This window comes from Gordonia polyisoprenivorans NBRC 16320 = JCM 10675 (assembly GCF_000241325.1).
Taxonomy (GTDB): Bacteria; Actinomycetota; Actinomycetes; order Mycobacteriales; family Mycobacteriaceae; genus Gordonia; species Gordonia polyisoprenivorans.
The window spans coordinates 59,278-85,183 of the sequence record NZ_BAEI01000054.1 but is presented as its reverse complement, the minus strand read 5'-3'; the positions used below and the strand labels follow the sequence as shown (position 1 = coordinate 85,183).

Annotated in this window: 5 protein-coding genes; all 5 read left to right on the top strand. The window is 70.0% G+C overall.

Translation table 11 applies throughout. The features are described 5' to 3' along the window. The first annotated feature begins 150 nt into the window (after positions 1-150). The 5 genes from GOPIP_RS12930 to GOPIP_RS12910 are packed head-to-tail and all read left to right on the top strand — an operon-like array spanning position 151 to position 25,906. Positions 151-3,378 carry a non-ribosomal peptide synthetase gene (locus tag GOPIP_RS12930; protein WP_006370124.1) on the top strand — a complete coding sequence of 1,076 codons (3,228 nt, stop codon included), beginning with the start codon at positions 151-153 and terminating at the stop codon, positions 3,376-3,378. Next, positions 3,375-11,135 carry a non-ribosomal peptide synthetase gene (locus GOPIP_RS12925; RefSeq protein WP_006370122.1) on the top strand — a complete coding sequence of 2,587 codons (7,761 nt, stop codon included), beginning with the start codon at positions 3,375-3,377 and terminating at the stop codon, positions 11,133-11,135. Before GOPIP_RS12930 ends, GOPIP_RS12925 begins: the two co-directional genes overlap by 4 nt. Further along, positions 11,132-12,838: a condensation domain-containing protein gene (locus GOPIP_RS29465; protein WP_006370121.1), complete on the top strand. Its 1,707-nt coding sequence runs from the start codon at positions 11,132-11,134 to the stop codon at positions 12,836-12,838. Before GOPIP_RS12925 ends, GOPIP_RS29465 begins: the two co-directional genes overlap by 4 nt. Continuing rightward, entirely contained in the window at positions 12,720-24,575 is an 11,856-nt protein-coding gene (locus GOPIP_RS12915) for a non-ribosomal peptide synthetase (RefSeq protein ID WP_244421147.1), read from the top strand. Before GOPIP_RS29465 ends, GOPIP_RS12915 begins: the two co-directional genes overlap by 119 nt. After that, positions 24,575-25,906, top strand: a complete 1,332-nt coding sequence (locus tag GOPIP_RS12910) for an MFS transporter (protein WP_006370119.1) — start codon at positions 24,575-24,577, stop codon at positions 25,904-25,906. Before GOPIP_RS12915 ends, GOPIP_RS12910 begins: the two co-directional genes overlap by 1 nt.

Genomic DNA, 25,906 nt, shown 5'->3' with positions numbered 1-25,906 from the left:
ACCGGATGCGGTGGGATCGTGGGTCGGTACGGTGAGCGAGGCACCGTCCGCGGTCGCCACAGTAGCTTAGCCTGGCCTAATTTACGCCCGCGCTCGGAGTCGGCGTCCCGTGTGATGATCCTTGCCTAAGCAAGGGTAGGCTCTCCTATCATGCTTGAGCTCGATCTCGCCGCCCGCGAGCCTTCATACCCCGCGTCCGCGGCCGCACTGGGGCTGTGGGCCGCGCAGTCGGTGGTCGGGACGTCTGCGGTGTTCACGATCGGTCAGCTCGTCGAATTCCGTTCCGCGCCCGCACTCGACAGGCTGACCGCCGCCGTCGCGGCGGCGGTCACGGAGGCGGATCTGCTCCGTGCCCGATTCGTCGAGACCACCCCCGCCACCGACTCCGAGACGGACTCGGGCCTGCGCTTCGTCCTCGGGGACCCGGTGCCGGTCACCCGCGTCGAGCTCCGACCCGACGCCGACGCCGACGTGCCACTCGAACACGCACGCACCGTCGTCACCGGGTCCATCGATCCGCGGACCGGCCCCTGCGCCCGGGTCGAGATCCTGCGTGCCGGCGACCGGATCGCCCTGCTCATCGTGGCCCACCATCTGGTGCTCGACGCCTACGGACTCGGCCTCCTGACCCGCCGCATCGGCCACCTCTATGACGATCCCGCCGACCCGCGCCGCCTCCGATCGGTCACCGACCTCCCCGATGGACTCGACGCACCAGGATTCGACGCACCAGGATTCGACGCAGCGGGACCCGATGACCGCACGTTCTGGGCCGACCAGTTGACCGGGATCACGGCTCCGCTGACACTGTCGGACCGCCCGCGCGGTCATCGGGTCGCCTCGCGAATCCTCACCCGCCGCACCGTGATTCCCGCGCTCGGAGCACTCACCCGGAATCCGTCGACCCTGACCGCCGTCATCGCCGCCTTCTGCGGGCGGCTCGCGGGCACCGACGACGTCGTGCTCGGCTTCCCGATGATGAACCGGCTCGGCTCCCCCGTGGCCAACTGCGCGTGTTCGGCGGTCAACGTGATTCCGTTGCGCGTCCACACGCCCGCACACCGCTCGATCGCCGAGATCGCTGCCGGGGTCACCGACCGCCTGCGTACTGTCTCCCCCCACGCCCGATACCGTGGCGAGGACATCGTTCGGGACCTGCGGCGACGAGGCGTCGACGGCGCGACCGGTCCCACGCTCAACATCAAGCCGTTCTCGGCGACCGTCACCGTCGGCGGGCATGTCGCCGACGTGCGGTCGCTGGCTCGGGGGCCGCTCGTCGACATGGCGATCACCGCCGCCGACCTCGACGGCGATCTCGAACTGGTCCTCGACGCCGACGCCGACCTGTACCCACCACGGCGCGTCGACGAGATCGCCGGCAGCATAGCCGAATTCGCCGAGGCGGCGGCCCGCACCATCGACTCCGTGCGCCCCGATTCTGGGCCCACCGTGGGCATCGGCGCGGTCTCGCTGGACGGCGCTGCCGACGAGCGCCGCGCGGCCCGAATCCGCGACGAGGACGCCAGGACTCGCACCCCGATCGGCGCGACATCTCTGCTCGATCGGATCGCCGCCCAACCCGCGGACGCGATCGCGCTCATCTGTGGCGCGGCGCGCATCGACCATCATGAACTACGCACCCGTATCGCCTCGGTGTCCGACGAGCTCGGCGCACTCGATGCCGAGGACATCGTCGCCGTCGCGCTGCCCCGCGGGGTGGATCTCGTCCTCGCACTCCTCGCCGTCCATCGCAGCGGCGCGGCATTCCTGCCGCTCGACCCGGGTTTTCCGGCCGAACGGATCTCGGCGACCCTCGCCGATGCCGACCCGGTTGCCGTCGTCGAGGAGGGCCCCACCGGGGTGAGTGTCCGTCGGCTTCGGGAGCACACCGCCTCGTCGACCCGGCGTGCCGGCCGTGCCGGCGGTCGGGACGGCGATCCCGCCTACGTGATCTACACCTCGGGCTCGACCGGCACCCCCAAGGGTGTCGTCGTCGGGCACGGCGCACTGCGCAACTTCACCGACGCGATGATCGACGAGATCGGCTATCGGCCGGGGCGATCGGTGTTGTCGGTCACCACCATCGCCTTCGACATCGCCCTGTTGGAAACCCTTGTCCCCCTTGCCGCGGGCGCGACGGTGGTCCTCGCCGACGCCGACGACGTCCACGATCCCGGGCGGCTCGCGGGGCTGCTGCGCACCCACCGCATCGACCACATGCAGGCCACCCCGTCGTTGTGGTCGGCGCTGTTGGACTCAGACCACGCCGAGGCCCTACGCGGGGTCGACGTGCTCGTCGGCGGGGAGGCACTTCCCACCCGGGTTGCCGCCGGCCTGCTCGATGCGGCGGCATCGGTACGCAACATGTACGGACCGACCGAGACCACCATCTGGTCGACCACCGCACCGGTGGTCGATGAACACGCGATCGTGATCGGCTCGCCCATCGCCAACACCGGGGTCCGCATCCTCGACGCCACCCTGCGCCCGGTCCCCGACGACGCGATCGGCGAGCTGTACCTCAGTGGCGCCGGACTGGCCCGCGGATACCACCGACGAGCCGGGCTCACCGCCACACGTTTCCTCGCCGACCCGTTCGGGGCGCCCGGGACACGCATGTACCGCACCGGCGATCTGGCTCGCCGCAGGACATCGGAACACAGCCGGGCCACGGGGCAGATCGAATGCCTCGGCCGCACCGACCACCAGGTCAAGATCCGCGGTTTCCGCGTCGAGCTCGGTGACATCGAAACCGCCCTGGCAGAACATGACTCGATCGAGCGCGCCGTCGTGGTCGAGCGTGACGGTCGGTTGGTGGCCTACGCGACCCCCGCCGGAGAATCCGGGATCGACGCGTCGGCGCTGCGATCACATCTGGCCCGGCGGCTGCCGGACTACATGATCCCGGCCACCGTGCAGGTGCTCGAGGCGATCCCGCTGACCCCCAACGGCAAGGTCGATCGCACTGCGTTGCCCGCACCGGACTTTCAGGCTCTGGCCGGTCAGGGTCGGGCCCCGGTCACCGACACCGAACGCATCCTCGCCGAGATCGTCGGCGAGGTGCTCGGGGTTGCTGGCGTCGGCGCCGACGACGACTTCTTCGTTCTCGGCGGAGACAGCCTCACCGCCGTTCGCGTCGTCGCCCGCGCAGCCGTCGGAGGTGTGCGTCTCACCCCTCTCGACGTGTTCGACCATCCGACCGTCGCCCGGCTCGCGGCAGTCGCGTCGATCGTCTCCCGATCGGCGGGCACCGATCCGGGCGGCGATCCGGAGCGCGGTACACCACCACACGAGCACCGCCTGCAACCCCGTGCGCACACCACCGCGGGGATCGACGCCGACGAGCTCGACGACCTGATCGGGGAGGACCTGCTGTGAGCGCTCCGAAGGCAACAGATGGCGCCGTCACCGAAAGCGTTGACACGCAGGCAAAGCCGGCGCTCGAGGACGTGTTGCCACTGACCGCGGTGCAGGAGGCGATCGTCTATCACTCCACGCGGTCGCGCGAGCACGACTCCCACGACCCGTACCTGATCATCGCCGATCTCGACCTCGCCGTCGTCGCGTCCGGTGCCGACTCCGGCGATGTCGACGACTCGGCGCTACGGTCGGCGCTGGAGACGGTGATCGCCCGGCACGCCATGCTGCGGACCTCTTACACGCGACGACGTACCGGGGCGCCGGTCGCCCGCGTGCACACCGAGGTCGAGATCCGGATCGACACCGTCGATCCCGCCGAGTCGGGGGGGCCCGACGGCCTCCGCGAATCCCTGCGCCGGCAGGGGATCTCCCTGACCTCCGCACCTCCCCTGCGCGCGGTCGTGGCCCGCGACGCGCGCGCCGGTACCGCACACCTGCTGCTGGTGGTCCACCACGTGGCCCTCGACGGATGGTCCCTGCACCGCGTCGTCGACGAGATCGTGCACGTGCTGCGCGGCGAACCACTCGACCCGGTCGTTCCCATCAGTGACTTCCATCGGTGGCGGACGACGCTGCCGAGCGGACTGGACTCGTGGCGTCACGCGCTGACTGGCCTGCGGGCACCGACCCTCGTACCGGTCGATCCCGATGCCGCACACCGTTCCCGGGTGATCGCACGCTTCCTCGGTGTCGAGGCGTCGCGGCGGCTACGTACCACCGCACGATCCGCGGGCGCCTCGGTCAACACCCTCATCCAGGTCGCGTGGGCGTTGGTGCTCGCCGACCTCGACGACTCCGACGATGTCGTCTTCGGCGCGGTGGTCTCGGGCCGTGATCCCGCACTGCCCGGTGTCGACGAGATGGTCGGCATGCTGATCAACACGATCCCGGTGCGGGTCCGGCTCGACCCCACCGAGACCGTCGTCGAGCTCATCACCCGACTCCAGCGCGAACAACTCGCCCTGCTCCCCCATCACCACACCGCTCTCGGTGACATCGGCGCGGCGACCGGGCTCGGGGAACTGTTCAACACGCTGCTCGTCTTCGAGAGCTTTCCCCGCGGCGCGGTCCGACCCCAGCTCGAGGACGAGAACACCTACGCCGCAACGGTTCTCGTCGAGGATGAACCCGACATCCGAATCCTGCTCGAGCACCGCGGCGCTGACCCGGCGCTGCTCGATCGCCTCCTCGGCATGCTGGAGACGATCGCCGCCGCACCGGACACACCACGCGGCGGACTGCCACGATCGGACCGCGGCGACCCCTCCATCATGTCCGGACCACCCGCCACCGCCGCGGAGCCACCTGCCCGGCGCATCGCACACCTCGCCGCCGGACAGGGTGACGCGGTTGCTCTCCTCGCCGGCGAGGTCAGCGTCTCGCGCCGCGACCTCGACCGCGCCGCGGCATGCGCCGCCGCCGCGCTGCGGGCGCGGGGTATCGGCACCGAGTCGATCGTCGCGATCCAGGCGCACCGCACGCCGGGCATGGTCGCCGTGCTGCTCGCCGTGCTCCGGGTCGGCGCCGCCTACCTACCGATCGATCCCGCCTACCCGAGGGCCCGGGTGGAGTTCATGCTCACCGACGCGCGCCCGGACCTCGTCGTCGACGACGCCCTCGCCGCCGAACTGACCTGCACCGAGTTGACCCACGCCGAGCTGACCCGGCCCGAACTCACCCGCGCTGAGCTCGCCGCCGACACCGCGTCCGACACCGAACCGGTATCGCCACATCCGGATTCGGCCGCCTACCTGGTCTACACCTCCGGGTCCACCGGTACACCGAAGGCAGTCATCGGCACCGCAGGCGCCCTGGCTCGCCGGCTCTCCTGGGCCGCCACCGACTGGGCAGCCCCGGTGATCCTCGCCAAGAGTTCGATCGCCTTCATCGACGGAACCACCGAGCTCCTCGGCGCGTTGTCGGCCGGGGCCACCGTCGTCCTCGCCTCCGACGCCGAACTCCGTGACGCCGGCCGACTCGCCGAACTCGCTGCCGCCCAAGGCGTCCGGCAGATCACCGCCGTGCCGTCACTCGCGCACACCATCGTCGAGGACGGTCGTGCACCGGATCTCGATCGATGGATCGTTTCCGGTGAACCGTTGCCCCCGGCCGTCGCGGCTGCGCTCACCCCACATGCCGGTGAGGTCATCAACTCCTACGGTTCCTCCGAGGTCGCCGGCGATGTCACGACGGGCGCGATCACAGGCGACCACGGTGGCGCGATCCACGTCGGAACACCGGTGCCGGGCACGCGCATCGTCGTACTCGATCACCTGCTGCGTCCGGTACCGGCAGGCACCGTGGGCGAGGTGTATGTGTCCGAAATACGGCCCGGCGCCGGACAACTCGGACGCGGCTATCGCGCGCATCCCGAGTGGACGGCCACCCATTTCGTCGCCGACGTCACCGGTGGTGCACGGATGTATCGGACCGGTGACCGAGGGCTGATCGACACCGCCGGGCGACTGCGGCTACTCGGACGCCGCGACGCACAGGTCAAGATCCGCGGTGTGCGAGTCGAACTCGGCGAGGTCGAAGCCGCTCTGACCGCCGTGCACGGCGTGGCGCAGGCCGCGGTGACCACCACCGGAACTCGCGACGGCCACCACCGAATCCACGCGTTCGTCTCCGGGACCGTGTCACCGCAGTCGGTCACCGCGTCGGTGGGTCAGGCCCTACCCGCGGCGATGGTGCCGTCGACGATCACCGTGCTCGACGAGTTGCCGCTCACCCCCGGCGGCAAGGTGGATCGCCGGGCACTCATCGCCCCCGAGGACCACGCTGCGAGCACCGGCGGACGGGAGCCCCGGACCGACAACGAACGACTTGTGGTCGCCGCGGCCGCGGACGTCCTCGGCATCGATGAACCGGTCGTCGATGCGAACTTCTTCGATCTCGGCGGCCACTCACTGTCGGCGACGAGGATGGTGACCCGGCTGCGCGTCGCCACCGGCCGGGCACTGCAGGTCGCCGACGTCTTCGACAACCCGGTACTCGCCGATCTGGCGGGGTTGCTCCCACTTGCCGACGGCCGCGACGCCACGGATGCAGACGACACCACCGGCGGGTCCGGGCCCCGCGCCGCAGAGCGCCCCGATCCGCTGCCGTTGTCGCCGGCTCAACAACGGCTCTTGTTCCAGGCCGGAGTCGACGATTCCGCCTACACGGTGGCCTTCGCCGTCCGGCTCGACGCCCACGCCGGCACCGCGATCGATGCCGGCGCCCTGCGGGACTCCCTACACGGCATCGTCACCCGCCACGAGGTGTTGCGAACCCGCATCGTCGACGGCCATCCCGTCATCGATGCCCCGGATGCGGTGGCGACGACACTCGACGAGCACCGCCTCGACGAGCACGGCCCGGGGACCACCGAGCACGACACCACCGACCTCGACAGAACCATGGCCGCGCTCATCGCACGACCGTTCGATCTCGCCCGCGACCGGGTCCTGCGCGCCGACCTGATCGCCCTGTCGGCGACATCGTCGGTGTTGCTGATCACGGTGCATCACATCGCCGCGGACGAGTGGTCGGCGGGACGACTGTTCGACGAACTCGCTGCCGGGTATCGCGCCGTCGTCGAGCACCGAGATGATCGGGTTCCCGCCGCTCCGGCGGTCCAATTCGTCGATCACACGATCTGGCAGCTGGCGCGGCTCGGTGACGAGTCCGATCCGCATTCGCTTGCCGCCGAGCAACTCTCGTACTGGCGGGAGACACTCGACGGGATACCCGACGAGATCGCACTACCGGTCGATCGCGCCCGGCCGGTCGAACCGTCCCATCGCGGCGCCGAGGTTCATCGCACGCTCCCGCTCGGTGTCTGCCGTGCCCTCGACCGTCTCGCAGCGGCAACGGGTACGTCGCGCTTCATGGTGGTCCACGCCGCGGTCGCGCTGAGCCTCGCCGCCTCTGGTGCCGGTGACGACATCGTGGTCGGCACCCCGATCGCCGGCCGCGGTGACGCCGCCGCCGAAGACCTGATCGGGATGTTCGTCAACACGCTCGCCCTGCGCACCGACCTGCGCGGGAATCCCACTCTGGCACAGGTACTCACACGTGTCCGCAGCGCCGATCTCGACGCGTACGCGCACGCCGATCTGCCGTTCGAGCAGCTCGTCGCCGCGCTCGCACCGACCCGATCGCTGGCTCGGCACCCGCTGTTCCAGACCATGGTGCAGTACCGCGATCCCATCGTGGCCCCGGAGTTCGGCGGGCTCGTGGCCACGCCGCTGTTCCCGACCACCCGTACGGCGAAATTCGATCTCACCTACGAATTCGTGGGTCTACCCGACACCGGCGACGGCAGTGGACTGCGACTGCGGCTCGAGTACGCGACCGATCTGTTCGACGACGACACCGCACATCGGCTCGCCGATCGCGCCGTCGCCGTGCTCGACGTGCTGGCCACCGACCCCGACCGGCGGCTGGCCGGGCTCGTCATGCCCGATGCGGTCCATGCGCTTGCGTCAGTAGGGGTTCCGGACGAGAATCGAGGCGCCGCCGAGGCCACCCGCGGTCCGTCGACGCTGGTCGAGGTGTTCACCTCGACCGTGGCGACACACCCGGACCGGGTCGCGATCAGCGACGTCACAACCTCTCTGACCTACCGCGAGATCGACTCGCGTAGTGCGCAACTCGCGTCGCAGCTGGTCGCCGACGGCGTCACGGCGGGCGACCTGGTGGCACTGGTGCTGCCCCGCGGTGCCGATCAGGTGATCGCGGTTCTCGCCGTGCTGCGCGCCGGAGCGGCCTACGTCCCCATCGATCACGCCTACCCGGCCGAGCGGATCGAGACGATCCTCGACGACGCCCGACCGGTGCTCACCGTCGACGCCGATTACCTGAGCCGCGCCGGCTCGGACGGCCCGCCGGCCGAGTGGTCCGAGATCACGATCGGCGCCCGGCACACGGCATATGTGATCTTCACCTCCGGATCGACCGGGCGCCCCAAGGGCGTCCAGGTGACCCACGGCAACGTCTGCGCGCTGCTCGCGAATACCCGGGGCCTCTTCGACGTCGACGCCGACGACGTCTGGATGCTGTTCCACTCCTACGCATTCGACTTCTCCGTGTGGGAGATGTGGGGCGCGTTGTCGACCGGCGCCCGGCTGGTGATCGCCGATCGGGACACCACCCGGTCCCCCGCCGATCTCGCCGCACTGATCACCCGCGAGGGCGTCACCGTGCTCAATCAGACGCCGTCGGCGTTCGCCGCTCTCGATGCCACGGTGTCGTCGGCCGAGACCGGTGAATCGTTGTACGACAATACTTCCGGCCCCACCTCGTTGGCGTCGCTACGGTATCTCGTGTTCGGCGGCGAAGCCCTCGACCCCCGACGGCTCACCGGCTTCCTGCGCCGTCACCCGAGGGTCCGCGCGGTGAACATGTACGGCATCACCGAGATCACCGTGCACGCCACCCACCGCGAGATCGACGCCGCCGCAGCCGCTCACGCCACCGGCAGCGACGTCGGTGCGCTGCTCCCCGGATTCACCGGGCGATTACTCGACCGGCACCTGCGACCGGTCCCCGTCGGCGTGGTCGGCGAGTTGTATCTGGCCGGCCCGCAGGTCGCCGCCGGTTACCTGCACCGGCCGGCATTGTGCGCCACCCGATTCGTCGCCGACCCGACGAGCCCGGGCGGGCTCGTCTATCGCACCGGTGACCTGTTCCGCCGCACCGCGACCGGTGAGCTGCACTACGTCGGCCGCAGCGATCTGCAGGTCAAGATCCGCGGCTACCGCATCGAACTCGGCGAGGTGACCGCAGCGATCGGCTCGCTGCGCGGAGTCGCCGATGCGGTCACCATCGCCCGTCCCGGCCCCGGTGGTGATCCCCGGCTGCTCGCCTACGTCGTTCCCGCAGGCCATGATCCGGCCGGTGCCGAGTTGACCGGCGACGCCGTCCGGACCGCACTCGCCCAGCGGTTGCCCGAGCACCTGGTGCCCGCCGCGATCACCCTGCTCGACCGGATCCCGTTGACCACCAACGGTAAGACCGATACGTCGGCACTCCCCGATCCCGAACCCCCGGCCGAGTCGGGTGCGGGCCGTGAGCCCATCACCGACGCCGAACGGATGATCCAGGAGATCTTCGCCGAGACGCTGCGGCTCGACCCCACGTCGATCGGCGTCGACGACGACTTCTTCGCCCTCGGTGGTGACTCCATCCTGTCCACCACGATCGTCAACCGGGCTCGACGCCGAGGCCTGCGGATCACGCCGCGCGAGGTGTTCGCGCACCGAACCGTCGCCGGTCTCGCCGGCGTTGCCGAACCGATCGTCGCGCCCGCTGACAGTGCGCCGAACGACGGTGCGCCGAACGACACGGCTGCCCCGCACTCGGCCCCCACGCCCGTCGCCCTGTTGCCGATCATGCACCGCCTGCGCGAGCTCGGCGGCACCGTGGACCGCGTGAACCAGTCGCTCGTGATCGACACCCCACCGGATGCCGACACCGAATCCCTCACCGCCGCACTCCAAGCGCTTCTCGATCATCACGATGCGTTGCGCATGACCCTGTCTGTGACCGCCGGGGTGTGGGGCCTGACGGTGTCGCCACCCGGATCGGTCCCCGCGGCCGAGATTCTCGTCGAGATGCCGATCGATGCCCACGGAAGTGTCGCCGACACCGTCACCGTCGCCTCCGACGCCGCGGCCGCACGCCTGGCACCGACGCAGGGACGTATGGTCGCCGCCGCCCATCTTCGGCCGGCGACCGACGCGGATGCCGGTCGGCTCGTGCTGGTGATCCATCACCTCGCCGTCGACGGGGTGTCGCGCCGCATCCTCATCGACGACCTCGTGGCCTTCCACACCGACGGCAGACTGCCCGCGGGCTCCGATGCGACCATCGCCGACCACGCCGCGGCGGTGGCGGCTCGCGCGGGCGCACCGGAGCTGCTCGGCGAACTCGACCACTGGGTTCGGGTTCTCGCACCCGGCGGCGACCTGCTGCCCGGTGTACCCGCGGGCGTTGGGGTGGTCGGCGATCAGCGTCGTCATGTGGTCACCCTCGACGTGGCGACCTCGCGGGCGCTGGTGACCGACGCGCCTGCCGCATTCGATGTCGGGGTGACATCGATCTTCCTGGGCGCGTTGCGAATCGCCGCCTCGGCGGTCCTGCGCACCGCCGATCTGATCGTCGACACCGAGCGTCACGGCCGCGATACCGAGGCGGCCGGCCTGGGAGCCATGGATCTCTCACACACCGTCGGGTGGTTCACCACCATGGCACCCGTGCGTCTGTCCGGACCCGCCGACGACGCGGACCCGCTGGACGCGGTCCGTGACGCCGACCGGCAATGGCACGAAACGCCCTGCGCCGGAGCAGGATACGGGATGCTGCGTCACCTCAACCCGCAGACCTCGGCGGCGTTGGCGACGATGCCGAAGGCCTCGGTGTTGCTGAACTATCTGGGCCGATTCACCGTGGGCAGCGGTGGCGCGTGGCAGCCGTCGGCCGAGTCGTCGTCGTTGCGGGCGCTGCCCGACCCCGATCTCGGCTGCGATCATCTGCTCGAGATCGACGTGGTGTGCCGGGACGAGGCGCACGGGCCCGTTCTCTCGGCGACCTTCGGCTACCTGCAGCACTTTCTGAGCGACGACGCGGTGACGCGATTGGGCGTGGCATGGGCGGATGCGTTGTCCACCCTGGCCGCCCTGTCCGCACGTGACGAGTCCGCATTCGACGATTCTGGAGTTCCCACGTGACCTCGACGACCCAACCGTCCGCATCCGCGTCAGCCCCCGGAACCGGTGCGGGCGAACCGGTGGTGCCCGTGCTCGCCGGACAGCGCGACATCTACTTCGGGCTGCAGGTGGCCGCCGACCCCGCGCTCTACAACACCGGGCTCTACATCGAGGCCACGGCGTCGTTGGATCTCGAACGTCTCCGCGCGGCGGTCCTGGCCACCATCGATCGGGCCGAGGCGATGCGCGCGGTGTTCACCGAGCTCGACGGCGAACTCGGTCAGCGCGTCCTGCCGATCGAGGACTTCGATGTGCCCATCGTCGACCTGCGCGGCCGCGACGCCCATCAGTGGATGGCCGCGGACATGGCGCGGCCCATGGACATTCATGCGGGCCCGTTGACCGAGTGCAGTCTGCTCCGGGTGGGCGGGCGCGCTGCCGGCGCGCCGACACCGGTGTACATCTATCTGAAGGTCCATCACCTCGTCTGCGACGGGATGGGTCTGGTCGCCTTCTGCGAGGCCGTGCGCTCGGCGTACGAGGGCGCCACCCCGGCCGCGGGCTGGACATTGCGCGAGGTCATCGAATCCGAGCAGGCCTATCGCACCGGCCCGGAATTCGAGGCGGATCGACGGCATTGGACCACGATGATGGCCGACCGGCCCGATCCGGTTCGGCTGCTCGAGGGTGAGGTGGCGCCGGGCGTCGGACGCGCACACGCACGTTTCGAGATCGATGTCGAACGTCTGTCGGTGCTCCGGGAATCGGCCACGCGCGCCGGGGTCCGGCCGACGATCATGCTGATCGCCGCGGTCGCCGCCTTCGCCCACACCCGCACCGGCAAGGACGACCTCGTGTTCGCACTACCGGTCAGTGGCCGGGTGGACCGCCGGATCCGGACGACCCCGTCGATGGTGACCAGTGTCCTGCCGCTACGGGTGCAGGCATCCGATCGCGATCGTCTCACCGACCTCGCCCGACGCGTCGACCGTGCCCTGTTCTCGCTCCTGCCGCACAGCCGATTCCGCGGTGAGGATCTCGGTCGCGCGCTCGCCGCCGCTGCCGCCACATCGACAAACCCCGCCACATCGACAAACCCCGCCGAATCGACCGGCCCGTATCGCATGTTCGGTCTGGGCGTGAATGTCATGTCGCACACCACCACCCAGACCATGGGCGGTGAACCGATGGTCGTCCACGCCCTGGCGTCGGGACCGGTCTCCGACGTGGAGATCCAGATACAGTTGCGCCGCAGGGGTCTTCCCGCCGAGGTGGTCATCCGCGCGGTCGACGGGGCAGCCGAGGACGCACGCACGCTCGCCGCCGCCTTCGACGAATTCCTCACCCGCCTCGCCGACCGCCCCGGAGACCGGCTCGTCCACCTCGACGGCGCCGACCCCGTCCGCCAGGACGAGGCGATGCCGTCGGCCGCGGTGACGCCCGCCCTGCTGCGGCTCCGGGCAGGTGGTGACGATCCGGAAGAGCTGCCGCCGAGCCGGATTCACGTGTCGGTGGCGCCGCAGACGACCGCCGAGACGATCGAGGGGGATTCTCGGCCGTCTGTCGGCACGTCACGATGCGCTGCGCACCACCCTCTCCCGCCCGGTGCCGATCCTCTGGACACTGAGCACCGCGCCCACCGACACCGCAGCGATCCGGCTCGTCGACATCCCGGGCGCGACCACGACGCAGCAGCCGGAGCCGCCATACGCGATCCTCGGTGAGCACGGCGACACCCTCACGGTGGTCCTCGATTCGGCGGTCGTCGACCCGGCGTCACGGTCGATCCTGCGGGCCGACCTACTCGATGCCCTCGCCGACGTCGCCGCCGGGCGAGAACCCGATGTCGACCCGGTCCCGATGTCCCTCGGTCGGGCCGTCGCCGAACTGACCGCGGCGGCGACCGACACCTCGGCCCTGCCCCGATGGATGGAGATCCTCGCACCGGGAGCGGCTCTCCCCGCTCCTCACGACGGCGCCACGGCGACCGAAGCCGTGATACCCGAACCCGTCTGCCGCCGCACGATTCCGGCTGCCACGGCACCCACCACCCGGCAACTGCTGTCGGCGGTCGCCGAGGCGGTGCGCGCGGTCTACGGCACACGCGTCGGCACTCATCTGCTCGTCGACGTCGTCACCGACCTCCGGCCGGCCGGCGCCGAACGCACCACCGGCCCGTTCCAGGGGCTCACCCCTATGCGCATCGACCTCGCCGACGGCAGCACGACACCCGTGCCCGGTCCGGCGCTCGACCTCCTACGCCACCTGTCTCCGCAGGTCGGCGCCGCGTTCACGGCCGCGGGGGCGACCGGCGAGATCGCCGAACCCACGGTGCTCGTCGGGGATTATGGTCTGCCGACCGATCACCCGGTCCGGGTCAGGGTCGTCGCAGAGGGGGTCGTCGCAGAGGGGGTCGAATCGGAGGGGGTCGAATCGGAGGGGGTGCGGACCCTGATCGTCGAGGTCGATCCGGGACTGGTCGCCGACGCCGAGGCCCTGGCCGACGCCCTCATCGACGCCGTCGCCCGGGCGGCTTCGCCGCATCTCGTGGTCCTCGACCCCGACGAGCTGGCTGCGTTGACCGCCGTGCACGGCGAGATCGCCGACGTGTGGCCGCTGACGCCGCTGCAGGAAGGTCTCTACTACCAGGCGCAGATGGATGCCGACGCCGACATCTACACCGCCCAGTTCTGGCTCGACTTCGGCCATCGCATCGACCCGGTGGCGCTCACCGACGCGACATATGCACTCCTGCATGGAAATCCGGAGTTGCGCGCCGCCTTCGTCGAGCATGACGGGCGGCCCGTACAGATCATCGCCGCCGACGTACGACCCGACGTCGCCGAGATCGATCTGTCCGACGCCACCAACCCCGACCTGAGCGAGCGCGTCGAACGAATCCTCGCCGAGGACCGCGCAACGAGCTTTCGACTCGACCGCGCTCCCCTGTGGCGGATGCGTCTGATCCACCTACCCGGGGGCCGCGATCGGCTGGTGGTGAACCGGCGATTCCTGTTGTGGGACGGCTGGTCCGGTGGACTGTTCGTCTCGCGGTTGCTCGCTCATCTCCATCACACCCCGGTGCCGGCGCGAGAGGCATCACTGCGGGACTATCTGGTGTGGCTGGCGGCCAACGGGTCCGACGATGCGTCGATCACGGCCTGGACCGACCACTTCTCCGGCTATGACGAACCCGCGCTGATCGCGCCCCGCGCGGCCGGCTCCACTCCTCGCGCGCCCCGACGCCTCGACGTCGAGCTCGGCGCCGACCTGTCGGCACGGCTGCGCGACGACGCACGCTCGGCCGGTGTCACCCTGAACACGATCATCACCGCCGCACTCAATCTCACGTTGTCGCGGCAGCTCGGACGCAGCGATGTCGCCTTCGGTTCGACGGTCGCCGGGCGTCCCACCGAGGTCGACGGGATCGACACCGTGATCGGTCTGTTCCTCAACACGGTGCCGGTGCGCACGCTACTGCGGCCCGACGAGACCGTCGGTCAACTGTTGCGGCGGATGCAGGCCGAGCGGGTCGAGATGATGGCGCACGACCACATCGGTCTGGCGCGGCTGCAGCAGGAGACCGGGCACCCGGTGCTCTTCGACGTCCTCTACGTGCTCCAGAACTTCCGTACCGACGACGAGGAACGCGAACAGTCGGCGCTGCACGACGTGATCGGTGAGGGCAGCCTCGATCACACCCACTATCCGGTCGCCGTGGTGGTCACCCCGTCGGCCGACATCCGTTTCCGGCTCGAGTACCGCGACGATCTGGTCTCCGAGCAGACCGCGACGGCGCTGCTGACCCGGTTCCGGCGGGCACTGGCGACCCTTGGCGATCACCTCACCGACCCGGTGGGCTCGGTCGACCTCGACCTCCCCGAAGACGCCGGCCTGGACGGCCCGGCCCACCCACTGCCCGATCTCACGGTCTCCAACCTGCTGGCCGAGCGGGCCGCGTCGATCCCCGACGCCGAAGCCCTCGTCTTCGGCGCGCTCCGGATGACCTACGCCGACCTCGACACCCACATCGATCGGGTGGCCCACGTGTTGTACGACCACGGCATCGGCGCGGAGAGCATTGTCGCGCTTGCGGTTCCGCGCAGTATCGACACGGTGGTGGCGCTCTTCGCGATCCTGCGGGCCGGCGCCGCGTACCTCCCGCTGGAACTCGATCATCCCGATGACCGGCTGCACGGCATCCTCGCCGACGCCGAACCGCGGATCATCCTGTCGCACAGTCGCGTCGTTGCGCGTTTCGCCGGCGTGGCGGTACCGACGCTGGTGATCGATGATCTCCCCGAGACCGCGGGCCCCACCTGGCCGGTCCCGCGGGTCGACCCGGACTGGCCGGCCTACGTGATCTACACATCGGGGTCGACCGGACGCCCCAAGGGTGTGGTGACCCCCTACCGTGGCCTGACCAACATGCAGTTGAACCACCGGGAGAAGGTGTTCGAGCCGGCGATCGCGGTGGCCCGCGCCGCCGGTGTGCAGGGGCGGCTGCGGATAGCGCACACCGTGTCCTTCGCCTTCGACATGTCGTGGGAGGAACTGCTCTGGCTCGTCGAGGGCCACGAGGTGCACGTCTGCGACGAGGATCTGCGTCGCGACTCCGCCGCGCTCGTCGCCTACTGTGCACGGCATCGCATCGACGTCATCAACGTGACCCCCACCTACGCGGCACAGTTGTTCGCCGACGGTCTCCTCGACGAGGACACGCACGTGCCACCGCTGGTGCTGCTCGGTGGCGAAGCCGTCGGCGATCCCGTGTGGACGGCTTTGCGCGAACACCCGAAGACCTTCGGCTACAACCTGTACGGGCCGACCGAGTACACGATCAACACACTCGGCATCGGCACCGACGAGTCCGACACCTCGTCGGTGGGCACGCCGATCTGGAACACCCGTGCGCACCTGCTCGACGGGTGGCTGCGTCCCGTTCCGGCCGGGGTTGCCGGCGAGCTGTACATCAGCGGTGCCGGCCTGGCGCGCGGCTACCTCGGGCGGCCGGATCTGACGGCCGAGCGGTTCGTCGCCGACCCGTTCGGCACCGGCGGGCGCCTGTACCGCACCGGGGATCTGATGCGGATGCGCGCCGACGGCAACCTCGACTTCCTCGGTCGGACCGACGATCAGGTGAAGGTCCGCGGCCACCGCGTGGAGCTGGCCGAGATCGATGCCGCGCTCACCGCACTCGACGACGTCGCCGGATCGGCCGTCGTCGCCGCCGAGGACCCCAGCGCACCGGGCGTCAAACGCCTTGTGGCCTACCTGATTCCGGCGGATCCGGAGCTCGGTGTCGACGTCGCCGATGTGCGCAGGCGCCTCGCCGCGACGTTGCCGGACTACATGGTGCCGACGCTGTTCGCGTCGGTGGCCGGATTCCCGATGACGGTCAACGGCAAACTCGACGTGAAGGCGCTGCCGCAGCCGGCGCCGGCCACCACCCGGCGGGCCCCGCGCACCGACCTCGAGCGTCGGCTGTGTGCGGTGTTCGCCGAGGTCCTCGGGCTTCGCGGCGGAGGCGCCATCGATACCGGCGAAGCCGCCGCCGATACCGCCGATCCGGTGGTGGGTGTGGACGACGATTTCTTCGAACTCGGCGGACATTCGATGGCCGCGATGAAACTGGTGTCGGCGTTGCGTGGCGAGCTCGGCGCCGAGATCACCATCCGCGATCTGTTCGAGGCTCGGACTCCCGCCGAGATCGCCGCCCGGGTGCACTTCACCGGATCGCGTACCGACATCGTCGTCGTGCCCCGCCCGGATCGGATCCCATTGTCCCCGGCGCAGGAACGGCTGTGGGTGCTCTATCGCCTCGATCCCGACGACACCTCCTACCATTACGGTCACGTGATCCGCCTGCACCAGGCGATCGACCCCGACGCCCTGCGGGCCGCGGTGGCCGACCTGCTGATCCGCCACGAGAGCCTGCGTACCGTCATCGTCGACGGAGGCGACGGAACCGACACCACCGGCAGCGCCGCCGATCTCGTCGCGCACCAATCGATCCTGCCGGTCGAGCAGATCTCCGAGATGATCGGCGCACGGACGCTGGTCGAGGTGCACACGCTCGACGACGTCGACGACCCGGAGGCGGTGCTCGGTGAACGGGCCCGCGAGACGCTGACCCGCCCGTTCGACCTGCGTACCGCTCCCCCGATCCGGTTCCGTCTGGATCTGCTGGAGAAACCTTCTGCCACCGGCACTCTCGCCGGTGTGCTCACGATCGCCGCACATCACATCGCGACCGACGAATGGTCGGACCGGCCGATGCTCACCGATCTGACCGCCGCATATCTCGCGCGGGCGGCGGGTACCGCACCCGACTTCGCTCCGCTACCGGTCCAGTACGCCGATTACGCGCTCTGGCAACGGGATCGGCTCATCGAGCGTGGTGATGAGCAACTCGACTTCTGGGCCTCGACGCTCGCCGATCTGCCCGACGAATTGCCACTGCCGCGTGATCACGCGCGGCGACCGGGTGTGGCGGGACCCGCGGCCACCGAGACCGCGATCGTGGACGCGGCGACCCGGGCCCGCCTGGCCGCACTCGCCTCGGCGCGGGGCGCCAGCATGTTCATGGTGGTGCAGGCCGCGGTTGCGGCTCTGTTGCATCGGGTGGGTGCCGGCGACGACATCCCGCTCGGCAGCCCCATTTCCGGACGCAACGACCCGGCACTCGACGATCTCGTCGGGTTCTTCGTCGACACGCAGGTGCTGCGCACCGACGTGAGTGGCCGACCTCGTTTCGGTGAACTCGTCGAGCGGGTGCGCACGGCCGATCTCGCGGCCTTCGACCACCAGGACGTGCCGTTCCAACGCATCGTCGAACGGCTGACACCGCGCCGCGAGTCGGGCCGTAATCCGCTGTTTCAGGTCAGTGTCTCGTATCTGCCGCTCGACGCGGTTCCGCAGAGCTTCCTCGGCGTCAGGGCCACATTCATGCCGTTGGTCGCCGAGTCCGCGAAGTTCGACCTCGGCTTCACCGTCGTCGACCTCACGCACTCCGGTGAGTTGAGCGTCGCGCTCGAGTACGCGACCGCACAGTTCGATCCGTCGACGGCACGTACCCTGCTGCGCGGCCTGATGCGCGTACTCGCCACGGTCGGTGACGATCCCGACGTCCCGGTGAGTGACATCGTCCTGCTCGACGACGCCGAGATCGCGCGTCTACGCACCGAGGAACGGGGTCCGCGCGGCACGGCCGACGATTCCACGACCGTGGTCGATCTGCTCGACGAATACGCCGGGACCCACGGCGATGTCCTCGCCGTCCGTGACGTGAGCGGCATTGCGCTCACCTATGCCGACACCCGCACCACCGCACTGCGGATCGCGGATCGGCTCGATGAACACCTCGCCGGCACCGCCGATCCGGTGGTCGCCGTCCTCATGTCCCGTGGTGCGGCGCAGCTCGTCGCCCTCCAGGGCGTGTTGCGTAGTGGCGCAGCCTATCTGCCGATCGACGCGGACGTTCCCACCGAACGTGTCTCCACCATCCTCGGCGCCGCCCGGCCCGTCGCGGTACTCGCCGACACCGTCACCGCGTCCATCGCCCGGGCGGCGGCGCCCGGGATCCCGACGATCCTCCTCGGGGCCGGCGGATCGCCGATCGACCCGGGCACCCCGGGTGCCGCCGGTGTCCTGCGTCGCACGGCACGACCCGACGATGCGGCCTACGTCATCTACACCTCCGGCTCGACCGGCACACCCAAGGGTGTCGTCGTCAGCCACCGCAACGTGGTCAATGTGTTGCGCTGGCGGCGCGACACCATTCCCGGTGGCCTCGGTGCCGGCGATGTGGTCCTCGCGAAGACACCCGTCGGCTTCGACGGCGCGGTGTGGGAGTTGTTGTTGCCCTTCGTCACCGGTGCCACCGTGGTCGTCGCCGCCGACGGCGACCACCGGGATCCACGACACTTGGCCCGACTCATCGGCGAGTACGCCGTCACCACCACGGTTTTCGTGCCCTCGCTGCTCGAGTTGTTCGTGGACCACCTCGCCGGACTACCGAGCCTGCGCCACATCATTGCCGGCGGTGAGGCCCTGCCGGCCGCGCTGGCCCGACGGGTGGGCGCTGCGGCACCCGGGGTGTCGCTGATCAATGCCTACGGCCCGACCGAGACCACCGTCGTCGTGACCGACCGGCTCGCCGACCCGACCGTCACGGGCCCGACGGTGCCGATCGGCCGGCCCGTTGCCGGCACCGAGTTGCTCGTCCTCGACGGGTCGCTGCGGCGCGTTCCCGACGGCGTGACCGGGGAACTGTATGTCCGCGGGATCCCGGTGACCCGCGGCTATCTCGGCCGGCCCGACCTGACCGCGGCGGCCTACGTCGCCGATCCCACCGGCGACGTGCCCGGTGCCCGGCTTTATCGCACCGGCGACCTCGTCGTCCGCCGCTCCGGCGAACTCGAGTACCTCGGGCGTGCCGACACCCAGGTCAAGGTCCGTGGCAACCGGGTCGAACTCGGCGAGATCGAAGCATGCCTGCGCGCCGTCGACGGGGTGGCCGCCGCGGCCGTTCGCGTCGACGGTGACCGCATCATCGGATGGATCGTGCCCACCGACCCGTCGGTCATCGACACATCCTCCTCCGGATCCCTGGCCGATCACACCGCACTGGTGTCGGCGGTCGAGCGTTCCATGCGGCGACGTCTGCCGTCCTACATGGTCCCGACCCCGATCGTGGTGTGTGAGTCGTTCCCGTACAACCACACCGGCAAACTGGATCGGTCGGCGCTACCCGTGCCGGACACCGCCGACAACAGCGGTGTCGACGAGCACAGCGCCACCGCACCACGTTCGACGATCGAAACCGATCTCACGGAGATCTTCGGTGCTGTGCTCGGTCACCCGGTCGCCGACGTGCATGCGGATTTCTTTGCCCTCGGCGGACATTCACTGCTCGCGATCAGGGCCATCAACCTGATCCGCGACACCCTGGGCCACGATCTCGAGTTGCGGACACTCTTCGATCACCCGACGGTCGCCGGGCTTGCCGCACACCTCCTCGCCCTGCCCGCCGACGCAGACTCCGACACCGCCGCGCGCGCACCGGAACTGCGGCGCCGCGCGGGTGGACGCGCGGTGTTGTCCTACGGGCAGGAGCGGATGCTCACGCTGCACGGCGTCGCCGGACCCACGAGCACCTACAACGTGCCGATGCTGTGGCGGCCCGGCGGACCGACGGGCCCGGCCGAGACCATCGATCCCACGGTGCTGCGCGCGGCGGTCGCCGATGTGGTGGCGCGCCACGAGGTCCTGCGAACCCGCTACCCCGACCAGCGTCCCGAGGTCCTCGACGATCCGGAGATCGTCGTCGAAACGGTGACCGACCCGACCGATCTCGCCCGGGTGGCCGGGCATGCGTTCGACCTGGCGACCGAGATCCCCATTCGGGTGGCGACCACCGATGACGTGGCGCTGGTGACGATCCACCACATCGCGACCGATGAATGGTCGGCTCCGCCGCTGCGCGCAGACCTGACCACGGCCTATCGTGCGCGAGCGGACGGACGCGCACCCCAGTGGCCGCGGCTGCCCCTTCAGTACTCGGATTTCGCTGCGTGGCAACGAGATCTGATCGAGGGTGGGCGTGGCGAGAGACAACTCGCCTTCTGGCGAAAGACGCTGCACGGGCTACCCGACGAGCTCGCGCTGCCCTACGACCACACCCGACCGCCACGCCCGTCCGGACGCGGCGACGGGGTGTTCCTCGCACTACGTGCCGAACTCGTCGGCGACCTGCGCCGCCTCGCTGCGGCCACCGGGACGTCGATGTTCATGCTGATGCGCACGGCGGTCGCGGTGTTGCTGTCGCGGCTCGGCGGCGGAGACGACATCGCACTCGGTACCCCGGTGACGGTGCGGTCGGACACGCGCCTGGAGAGCCTGGTCGGATTCTTCCTCAACACCGTCGTCCTGCGCACCGACCTGTCGGGCGACCCGTCGGCCACCGAACTGCTCGCACGGGTACGCGAGGCCGACCTCGCGGCTCTGGCCAACCGTGACGTCCCGTTCGAACGGGTCGTGGAAGCCGTTGCCCCACAACGGTCGGCGGCGATGAACCCGTTGTTCCAGACGATGGTGGTCTACGTCGACGGCGTGCTGCCCGGCGGTGATCCGGAGCGCAATCCCCCCGCCTCGCTGCCCGCACCGACGACCGCGAAGTTCGATCTGTCGTTCGACTTCACCGAGGACTCGACCTCGGGTGACGCGACCACCGCAGGATCGAGCGGGGCACGTGTGGGCGGGGTCATCGAATACAGCACCGACCTGTTCGACCGGCCGACCGTCGAGGCCATGGCACGGCGGCTCGTGACGATTCTTGAGTTCATGGCGGCGCGGCCCGATACGCCGTTGCGTCAGTTGGACATCCGGACCGCCCGGGAGCGCCGGGAGCTGTACCGGCCCGGCCCCGAACCGACCACGTTCGACGTGCTGCTCGACGCCGCGGTCGAGCGGGACCCGTCGGCGCCGGCGCTGCGCGGGCCGGACGGGCGACGCACCTTCGGCGAGTTGCACGACCGGGTCCGGCTGATCGCCGCCCGATTGATCGGCGCCGGGATCGGCGCCGAGGACGTCGTCGTCGTCCGGCTCCCGCGCGGGATCACCGCGATGGAGACGATCTTCGGTGTCCTCTATGCCGGTGCGGCGTACCTGCCGATCGAGCCCGACACCCCCGCTCACCGGGTGGCGGCGATGATCGAGGCCGCCCGGCCGCAACGCATCATCGACCGCCTCGACGACGATCTCCTCGCACCCCGCGGGGACGAGGCGTCGTGGGGGCCGGAGATACGCAGCACCCCGATCCATCCCGAGCATCCCGCCTATCTCATCTTCACGTCCGGATCGACCGGGACACCCAAGGGCGTGGTGATCACCCACCGGGGGTTGAGCAACCTGTTCGCCAGCCACCGCCGGATGCTGCACCGGCCTGCGGTGGCGCGCACCGGCCGCGAGCGGCTGCGAGTCGGGCATGCGTGGTCGCTGGCCTTCGACGCCTCCTGGCAGCCGCAGTTGTGGTTGCTCGACGGCCACGAGGTGAGCATCGTCGACGACGAGGTCCAGCGCGACGCGCAGGCTCTCGCGGCCACCCTCCTCGAGCAGCGGTGGGACTTCCTCGAACTCACCCCGTCACATCTTCGGCAGCTCGGCGGCGTCGAGAGGTCGATGGCCGCAATCGGTTTCGGTGGTGAAGCGATCTCCGGCGAACAGTGGGAGGCGCTGCGCGCGTTACCGGACTCCGACGCCTACAACCTCTACGGCCCCACCGAGGGCACCGTCGACGCGCTCGTCGCGCGGGTGTCCGACACGCCCCGACCGGTGATCGGCCATCCGGTCGACGGGGTGCGCGCCTACGTCCTCGACGACCATCTGCTGCCGGTCGCCGACGGCGTCGACGGCGAGTTGTACCTCGCCGGTGCCGGTTTGGCCCGCGGCTACCTCGCGCGTGGTGAACTGACCGCCGAGCGGTTCGTCGCCGACCCGATCGCCGGCGACGGCACCCGGATGTATCGCACCGGCGACGTGGTGCGCTGGACGACCGCAGGTGAGAACGGACCGGGCGAGGCGGCGATCGAGTATCGCGGTCGTGGCGACGATCAGGTGAAGATACGCGGGCACCGCGTCGAACTCGGCGACGTCGAGGCGGCGATGCTCGCCGATGCCGACGTCTCGGCCGCGATCGCGGTGGCCCGGGGCGGTCATCTGATCGGGTACGTGGTGCCGGCCCGGGATCGGACACCCGAGGCCTCCCTCATCCGCGCGCGGCTACGGTCCTCACTACCCGACTACATGGTGCCCGCGGTTGTGGTCATCTGCGCGACATTCCCCACCCTGAGCAATGGGAAGATCGACCGTCGATCACTACCGGAGCCGTCGTTCGATCGGGTCATCCGCACGCCGGAAACACCCGAGCAGCAACGCATCTGCGAGGCCTTCGCCGAGGTGCTCGATCTCGCCGCGGACGAGATCGGCATCGACGACGACTTCGCCGAACTCGGCGGTGACAGCATCGTGGCGATGCAGCTCGTCGCGCGATTGCGTGCAGCGAACTTCGTGGTCGGCCCCCGCGATGTGATGACCCATCGCACCCCGGCCGAACTCGCCGCACGCCTGCGCGTCCCCGTGGCGGGGCAGGCCACCGAAGCCGCGGCTCTGCCGCGTCTCGAGTCGGGCCCGGTCCCGGCCTCCCCGATCGTGCGCTGGCTGCAGTCGCTCGCCGGATCCGATGCCCGGCTCGTCACCGGATTCCATCAGTCGGCATTGCTCACCGTGCCCGTCGGACTCGATGTGGAGGCCCTCTCCGGCGCTCTGGCGGCACTCACGACGCGGCACGCGATGCTGCGGGCACGACTCGTCGCCGACGAAAACCCCTGGCGTTTCGACATTCCCGCCGATTCGGCACCCGTTCCGGTGCGCCGGGAGACCGACCGCGATGTCATGGCGGTGGCGCAGCGGGCACGCGAGCACCTCGACCCGGCGGCCGGCGTGATGATGTCGGTGGTGTGGCTGGACTTCGGAGACGAACCCGGACGTCTGCTCCTGCAGATCCACCATCTCGTCGTCGACGGCGTCTCGTGGCGTGTGGTCGTCCCCGAACTGATCGCCGCCTACACCCAGATCGTCGCCGGTCAGCCGGTCTCCCTCGGCCCGGTTCCGGCCGGATTCGCCGGTTGGGCAACCGAATTGGTGGCAGCCGATCGCCGCGGCGAACTCCCCCTGTGGCAGCGGCTCACCGCCTCGGCGACCGCGCCTGTGTTCTCGCGGCCACCGGCCCCGGACATCGATCGCGAGGTCCACGCCCACCGGCATCGGGTCACCGTCGACACGCCGGTCGCGCGAGCCGTCCTGGGTCCGTTGCCGGCACGGCTGCGGGTCGGTATCGACGACGTGTTGCTCGGTGCATTGGGTGCCGCACTACCCGCGCCGACACTCGTCGACCTCGAGGGGCACGGCCGCGAGGAGCAGGCCGTACCCGGTGCCGACCTCACCGGCAGCGTCGGATGGTTCACCGCCGTGCATCCGGTTGTCGTCGGCGGCGGATCCGATGCCGCCCAACAGGCGCGCGCGCTGGCCGCCACCCGTGCCGAGATCCCCGACGGCGGACTCGGCTACGGCCTCCTGCGCCATGTGGCCGGGATCGATCTGCCCTCGGCCGCCATCGAATTCAACTATCTGGGCCGATACCGGTCCTTCGAGTTCGACGGATGGGCCATGGCCCCGGAATCGGCGGAGATCGGCCCCGGCGAGCTCATGCCCGCCGGCTACGGCCTGATCATCAACGTGGTCACCCTCGACGGGCCCGACGGTCCGCAACTGAGTGCCACATGGGTGTCGCAGCCCGGCGTGGTCGACGACGATACGGTGGCCGCACTGGCCGATCGATGGGTCGCCGCGCTCACGACACTCACCGAGAACGACACGACCCCGACACCTGGAGAGAACTGATGGCCGCAGCCGTCCGAGCAGTGCTCATCGACATCACCCCGCTACGGGTGAGCGTGCCCTTCCGACGGATCTTCGTGGCCCGGTTGATCTCCCTCGTGGGGATCGGCATGCTGCTGGTGTCGGTGCCGGTGCAGGTGTACAACCTGACCGGATCGTCGATGCAGGTCGGCACCGCCACCGCGGTCACCGGCCTCGCGACGTTCCTCGGCATGCCCCTCGGCGGTGTCCTCGCCGACCGGTTCGATCGCCGGTCACTGATCCTCGTCGGGCGCAGCGCGGCCGCGCTCGCCTTCATGGGGTTGGCCGCCAATGCCTTCGGCGTGTTCGGTCAGGCTGCGGCGCTACCGGTGCTCTATGTGTTGGCCGTGACCGACGGGCTCATCGGGGCACTGTCCATTGCCGCGCTGATGGCGGCCATACCGACGCTGATCGACAGGAGACACCTCCCCTCGGTCGGTGCGCTCGGGGCGTTCAGTGTTCGTCTGGGCTCGGCGGTCTCCCCCGGGATCGCCGGATTCATCATCGGCGCGGCCGGCGTGCAGTGGGCCTACGTCACCGCCGCGGTGGTTGCCACGGTGGCGGTGCTCATCCTTCTCGGATTGCCGAGTCTCCCACCGGATGCGGCGATTCTCGGCGACCGATCGGAGCGCGCCGACGAGGAGCCCCGCGACCGCACCCCGGACGACACGACGACCGTCGAAACCACCGCCGCCACGACACCGTCCCTGTGGCGGTTCCTGCGCACCCGGCGGGTGATCACCGCGGTGATGGCGGTGGGCACGCTGGCGATGTTCGCGCCGGGCATCGTCGCCCTGTTGCCGGCGCTCGTGGCGCAGCGATTCGACGGAAACGCCTCGATCACCGGCCTGCTGTTCGCCGCGGTGGCTACCGGCGCGATGCTGGGCGCGATCACCAGCGGTTGGCTCGGCGGACTCCGACGGCCGGGCGTGGTGTTGCTGGCCGCGCTCACGCTGACCTTCGTCATCATGATCGCTTTCGGACTCGCGCCCTACGCGTGGCTGATGCTCGGCCTGCTCGTCGTCGTCGGGTACTTCGAATCCGTCCAGGAGGTGCTGCGCTACACCTTGATCCAGCAACACACCCCAGGTCCACTGCTCGGTCGCGTGAACGGGATCTGGATGGCGCAGGAGGTGGGCGGGGTGACGGTCGGCTCGCTGGTCGCCGGAGCGTACGGAGCCATCTGGGTGGCCTCCGACGCGGTGATCTACTTCGGGCTGACGCTGCTGGTCCTGTCGCTGATCTGCGCGGTGGTCCTGCGCTCGCTGGTGCGCGTGCGCGGCGAACGCCCGACCGCGATCCCCGTGTCCTGA

Bases quoted from the DNA above. Each gene is read 5' to 3' on its own strand.
- GOPIP_RS12930 (WP_006370124.1), top strand. From the start codon at position 151: ATGCTTGAGCTCGATCTCGCCGCCCGCGAGCCTTCATACCCCGCGTCC.
- GOPIP_RS12910 (WP_006370119.1), top strand. From the start codon at position 24,575: ATGGCCGCAGCCGTCCGAGCAGTGCTCATCGACATCACCCCGCTACGG.